Below are 6,468 nucleotides of genomic sequence, written 5' to 3' on the forward strand. Positions count from 1 at the left end.
ATTTTTGAATTATTATGAAATTTAGAAATGTATAAATTTGCAAAAAGTTATTGGAATTTATTAATATTTATAGTGTATCTTGGAATTGACGATTTATTTTTAAAAGATAAAATGAATGATTAAAAAGAAATATATTGCTTAACTATTATGTTTAATTTTAATGAATTGTGCAAATCTTAATTTTCTCATGTTGCAAATTACAGTCAGTACGTTATAATTACAAAATGTGTTAACTATGAGGAGGTTATTTATCACATGGGGTTGAATAAAGAAGCTATAAAAATTGGTTTCGCTTACGTCGGTATCGTAGTAGGTGCTGGCTTTTCAACAGGACAGGAAGTTATGCAATTCTTCTCGCCATATGGCTTATGGTCATATATTGGTGTTTTACTTTCTGGGCTAATTTTAGGATTTATTGGTAGACAAGTTGCGAAAATTGGTACTGCGTTTGACGCACAAAACCATGAATCAACTTTGGACTACTTATTTGGAAATGCGTTCAGTAAAATCGTAGATTACTTACTAATCTTTTTCTTATTTGGTATTTCAGTTACTATGATTGCTGGAGCAGGATCAACATTTCAAGAAAGTTTCGGTGTACCAACGTGGTTAGGTGCATTGATAATGGTAATTGCAATATATATCACACTATTGATGGACTTTAATAAAATCGTACGAGCTTTAGGTATTGTTACGCCATTCTTAATTATATTAGTAGTTATTATTGCTGCTTACTATCTTTTCAATGGTAGTATTTCATTAGGTAAAGTTAACGAAACTGTACCAAGTGACAGCTTATGGTTAGGTATACTTAAAGGTATTAACTATGGTGGTCTTGCATTTGCGGTAGGATTCAGTACTATTGTCGCTATAGGCGGCGATGCTTCAAGACGTCGTGTTTCAGGCGCTGGTGCGCTATTTGGTGGTATTATTTATACCGTGTTATTAGCGTTAATTAACTTTGCATTACAATCTGAATTTCCAAAAATCAAAGATGCAGATATTCCGATGTTAACATTAGCAAATGCAATTAATCCTTGGATAGCACTAGTGTTATCAGTAATTATGTTAGCAGTAATGTATAATACAATTCTTGGTTTAATGTATTCATTTGTAGCGAGATTTACAGAACCGTATAGTAAAAAATATCATATCTTTATCATAGTTATGGTACTTGTGGCTTATGGTTTAAGCTTTGTAGGTTTCGCAGGTTTAATCAACTATTTATATCCAATAATGGGATATGTTGGTCTTATTGTTGTTATTGGAGTACTTATTAAGTATTACAGTAGAAAACGACAAAACAAGAAATTTATTGCTTAACTTTTAAAAGTGAAAAATTGTAAATTGATATATGATATAACTCAGCTTGCTAACGTATGCAAGCTGAGTTTTCTAGTTTATTATCCTTGTAATACTATTGTGAACTTATTTATTATGGTACAATGCTTCCGAAAGGAAAGGTAATCTATGAAGAAAAAACATAAATGGACCCTTATCACAACGTTTATCATAGTCACGGTTGTAGTAGTTATGGCAGTACTTTTAAAACTACAGTATGATAGACAAAACTCGAGTAGAGTAAACGAAAAAGTTCAAATTAATAATAAAAATGTGAATGCTTTTACAAATATCACATATGGAAAAGGGGCACCCAATAGTCGACTTGATATATTAACGCCAAATGAATTAGATCAAGATAACAAACTTCCAGTCATTTTTTGGATGCATGGCGGAGGATTTATTGCGGGAGATAAACAATATAAAAACCCATTATTATCTAAAATTGCTGAACAAGGATATATTGTGGTGAATATTAATTATGCACTTGCACCAGATTTTAAATATCCTACCCAGTTACAACAGATTGATCAAGCGGTAAGTTTTATTAAGAGAAATAAACATGAGTTACCAATTGATTTCAATCAAGTTATTTTTGGCGGTGATTCTGCAGGTGCGCAGTTATCAAGCCAATACACAGCAATACAAACGAATAAATCTTTAAGAGAGGATATGAACTTTAATCAACAATTTGAAGCAGATCAGCTTAAAGCAGCTATCTTTTTTGGTGGCTTTTATGACATGAAGACAGTTAGAGCGACAGAATTCCCAAGAATTCAGCTCTTTATGGAAAGCTATACTGGAAAACGAGATTGGGAACAACAATTTAAGTATATAAGTGAGATGTCTACCATCAATCAAGTTACAGAAGATTATCCGCCAACATTTTTATCAGTGGGCGATGCCGACCCATTTTATAGTCAGAATATTGAATTCTATAAAAAATTAAAGTCAACAGACGTACCGGTGGATACATTATTTTATGACGGTTCTCATAAATTGAGACATCAGTATCAATTTCATATGGAATTGCCAGAATCACAGCAAAATATGAAAGACGTCTTAAGGTTTTTAAGCAGAAATACAACTTCTTCAGGCGTTGAAACGGAATATCAATCTGAAGAAGCGAATCCAAATGGAGTTGAATTAAACCCATATTAGATATCGATGATGTAACTATATTTGATTTAAATAACATCAATGTTTTAAGGAAATTAAAAAACACTTTCGTTGAATGCAAATGAGATGTATTCATACGGAAGTGTTTTTTTTAATAATAATGTATAGACTCGATTTAACTTAGTCGTTCTTTTGTCTCAACGATTGAAATTGAAATAGAAGGATATACAGAACATATGGAAGTGATAATCTAATGGTGTAAGCAAGCTAGGTTTGGTTGGTATCATATACACTTCAATAATGGTTTAATTGTTAAAATATAGATGAAGACGAAGTTGTCATTTGGATATTTATCCAAAAACGATTAAACTGCAAATAAGGAACTATTTACTAATTTATTACATTAAAATCATTAAATTAGTAATTTTGCCATGATATATTTATTATAATATCGATGATCAATAAACAATTTATCTTTAAGTTCTCCTTCGACTTGATAGTTTGCACTTTTAAATAAATCAACAGCGGTCGTATTTTCGGGAACTACTTCAACTTCAATACGGTGAATGTCATGGTTTAAGCACCAAGCTTCTATGGAATTAATTAATGATTGTCCTAATCCTTTTTCACGATAATGCCTTATAACTCCCATAGAAAAGTGTGCTTCATGTCGTGTACGTTCGAAACTTTCGGTAGTGACAATTGCAAATCCTACGAGTTCGCCATTGTTTTCTGCAATATAAATTGCATTAGAAGGAGAAGTTATATAATGTTCTAAGGTTGCAATAGCATCCGTATTAGAGGGCGCATACTCACCAGGATTGTATATCAAATAATCAGATTCATCATAGATTGTACTTAATAGTTTTATAAAAGGTTCTATATCGTTGATACCAATTTCTCGAATTTGATGAACCATATTTGTCCACTCCTCATTTCTAATTTTTAAAACTCAGTTATAGTATAACTTAACATCATTAACATGAATTTACTAGGGAATATTAAAAACAAGAAAAATATATGATAAAGGATGTCGTATAATGAAACCAAATATATTGCTTGCGGGTGTTACAGGTTATATAGGAAAATATCTAATTGAATCCATTAAAGATGAAGGAATCTTATATACATTGTCTAAGTATCCAAAAGAAAAAGAATATCAAGAAATTATTTGGCTAGAAAAAGATATTTATAACTATAATGATGTTTTAACTGCTATGGACGGTATAGATATTGCAATATTTTATTTAGATCCAACCAAGCATTCTGCTAAGCTGACGCATGCAACTGCTAGAGATATCAATTTGATAGCTGCAGATAATTTTGGGAGAGCTGCAGCCAAACAAGGTGTGAGTAAGATAATATATATAAGTGGTAGTCGCTTTGATGTTGAAACGAAGCAGCGTTTATCAGCATACGGTACTAAAGTAGAAGAAACGACGGCAGAAGTGGCCCGCCCTCACGTAGCAGTTGAGTTACAGACTTCGAAATATGATGATGTCAGAAGTGCGTTAAGTATACAACTACCGATGAATTGGACATTAAGCCAAATGGTAACATATTATTTTAAGTGGCTAGATGAAACGAAAGGAACATTGTTGCATACAGCAAAACAAGGGGATAATTTCATTGTGTACATGAAAAACAAACGCAAACCTATACTAGTACTGCGCAAAGAGAACACTGAAAAAGACATCATTACGTTGCATCTTGTGAGTGGTAGAATTGTAAAACCTAATTTAAAAAAGCAAGGGAAATTAGAATTTCGCAAATTAAAAAACACACAACAAGTCATCGTTCATTTGTTTGATTATATTCCTAAATTAACTTGGCCTGTTTATTACTTAATGCAATCACCTTTCCAAGATTTAATGATGCGAGGATTTGAAATTGATTGCCGCATTAAACATTACCAAGGTCGAATTAACTCCGGGGAAAATATAAAATATACAAAATAATTGAGGTGAGCTTATGGAAATTTTATTAGTGGAAGATGATATGACTTTATTTAAGGAACTTAGTGAAGAGTTGGAACAGTGGGACTTTAATGTTAATGGTATCGATGATTTTAATCTTGTAATAGAGAAGTTTAAAGCGGTTGATCCGGCAATAGTTATTATGGATGTTAAGCTACCCAAATATGATGGATTTTACTGGACGAGAAAGATTCGCGAAATATCAAACACACCAATTTTATTTTTATCTTCAAGAGATAATCCAATGGATCAGGTAATGAGCATGGAATTAGGCGCAGATGACTATGTTCAAAAACCATTTAATACAAACATTTTAATTGCTAAACTACAAGCGATTTATAGACGCGTTTATCAATTTAGTATAGATGAGAAAAGAGTCATAACTTGGCAACAAGCGACATTGGACCTTACTAAGGATAGTATTAATAAAGACGATCAAGTCATATATTTATCTAAAACAGAAATGATTATTTTAGAGATGTTAGTGAAAAAACAAGATACGATTGTTACTAGAGATACATTAATAACTGCACTTTGGGATGATGAAGCATTTGTCAGCGATAATACCTTAACAGTCAATGTGAATCGATTGAGAAAAAAGCTTGCAGATATTAATATGAAAGATGCAATTGAAACGAAAATCGGTAAGGGATATATGGCTCATGGATAGTATGAAATGGGTATGGTTATTCCTGCGTTCACGTAAAAACTGGATATTTTGGTTGCTTGTTTTACAATTCATCTTTTTAGGTATTGCTTTTTTAGATTATGATTTAAATGTAAATAGTGTTTTATATATAATTATTTTAAATATAGGGTTAAGCTGTATTTTCTTATTATTTACATATTTAAAAGAAGTTAAGTTTTATAAGCACTTAGATGATAATATAGAACCCGAAGCGTTAAAGCATAAATCATTGGCCGATACTCCGTTCCAAGAAGAAATGTTAGCATATTTATATCATCAAATTACGACACAAAAAAGTTTAGTGACTAAGCAAAAACAACAAATCAAATCTACGGAAGCTGCGTTAACAGATTTTGTGCATGATATTAAGACGCCTGTCACTGCTTTAAAATTATTAATTGAAAAAGAAAGCGATGATAATAGAAGACGTGCACTCTTATTTGAATGGACACGTATCAATGACATGCTAGATAAACATCTATTTCTGACTCGATTAGAGTCGCAAAATAAAGATATGTATTATGAAAATGTTTACTTAAAACGTTTAGTTATAGACGAAATACAAATCACTAGATATATTAGCCAAGCGAAAGGTATAGATTTTGAACTTGAATTTGATGACAATTATAAAGTATATACAGATACGAAATGGTGTCGCATGATGATAAGACAAATTCTTTCCAATGCTGTTAAATACAGTGAAAACAGCACGATTCATGTAAGCGGCAAACTACTCGAAAACCATGTGACGTTGGAAATTAAGGATGAAGGTAGAGGAATCAGCAAAAAAGATTTGCCAAGAATTTTTGATAAAGGTTTTACTTCAACGGAAAATCGTAATGAAACGACATCTTCTGGAATTGGCTTGTATTTGGTAAAAAATGTAAAAGAGAAATTAGGGATAACTGTTCATATCAATTCTGAAGTTAATAATGGAACGAAAGTGCAATTTGTTTTTCCGAACCAAAATGAAATTGTTAGCATGTTATCTGATTATTGATATTGCTCATGTACGTTGTATAAAAAACTCTATAACCATTAAAAAAGCGATATTTGACGCGCAAATGATGCGATGAACGATAAGAAGGCAATTTCTAATTTTATGGAGAAATTGTCTTTTTTTATTATCAACCTTTGATGCAATTAAAATAAAACATATCTACATTTAACTTTATTTAGGATGAAATAGAGCGCAGAATGAAATTTTTGATAATATCTACAAATTCAAAAAATCAACTTTCTTTTGAACTAATTGTATCTAAATTAAGTTTGAGATATAGAAAAATAATTGTTGCTTAAAAATAGTAATTATGCAAATATTGCTATTGTGCGTTTTGATATATG

General features: G+C 31.2%; 6 protein-coding genes. 5 read left to right on the forward strand and 1 reads right to left on the reverse strand.

All coding sequences use genetic code 11. The features are described 5' to 3' along the window. Positions 1-255 precede the first annotated feature (255 nt). Both CD150_RS12305 and CD150_RS12310 read left to right on the forward strand, forming a co-directional pair. A complete protein-coding gene (locus CD150_RS12305; protein ID WP_103161635.1) occupies positions 256-1,323 on the forward strand; it encodes a YkvI family membrane protein in 1,068 nt (355 codons plus the stop codon). Between the two features lie 147 nt (positions 1,324-1,470). Further along, on the forward strand, positions 1,471-2,502 hold the full coding sequence (locus tag CD150_RS12310) for an alpha/beta hydrolase (protein ID WP_073343320.1): 1,032 nt from the start codon (positions 1,471-1,473) through the stop codon (positions 2,500-2,502). A gap of 370 nt (positions 2,503-2,872) precedes the next feature. Here the strand turns inward: CD150_RS12310 and CD150_RS12315 are convergent, their stop codons facing one another. Next, on the reverse strand, positions 2,873-3,379 hold the full coding sequence (locus CD150_RS12315; RefSeq protein WP_046207335.1) for a GNAT family N-acetyltransferase: 507 nt from the start codon (positions 3,377-3,379) through the stop codon (positions 2,873-2,875). 121 nt (positions 3,380-3,500) lie between these two features. On the opposite strand from CD150_RS12315, the gene CD150_RS12320 reads away from it, so the two are divergent. Genes CD150_RS12320 through CD150_RS12330 form a run of 3 tightly spaced genes read left to right on the forward strand, consistent with a single transcriptional unit; the run spans position 3,501 to position 6,124 of the window. Next, positions 3,501-4,418 (forward strand): NAD-dependent epimerase/dehydratase family protein, encoded by a 918-nt coding sequence (locus tag CD150_RS12320; RefSeq protein WP_073343317.1) that lies wholly within the window; start codon positions 3,501-3,503, stop codon positions 4,416-4,418. A 13-nt stretch (positions 4,419-4,431) separates the two neighbouring features. Beyond that, a complete protein-coding gene (locus tag CD150_RS12325) occupies positions 4,432-5,106 on the forward strand; it encodes a response regulator transcription factor (protein ID WP_046207337.1) in 675 nt (224 codons plus the stop codon). Further along, entirely contained in the window at positions 5,099-6,124 is a 1,026-nt protein-coding gene (locus CD150_RS12330; RefSeq protein ID WP_046207338.1) for a sensor histidine kinase, read from the forward strand. The genes CD150_RS12325 and CD150_RS12330 overlap by 8 nt, the downstream gene beginning before the upstream one ends. Positions 6,125-6,468 lie beyond the last annotated feature (344 nt).

Source organism: Staphylococcus ureilyticus, assembly GCF_002902235.1.
Taxonomy (GTDB): domain Bacteria; phylum Bacillota; class Bacilli; order Staphylococcales; family Staphylococcaceae; genus Staphylococcus; species Staphylococcus ureilyticus.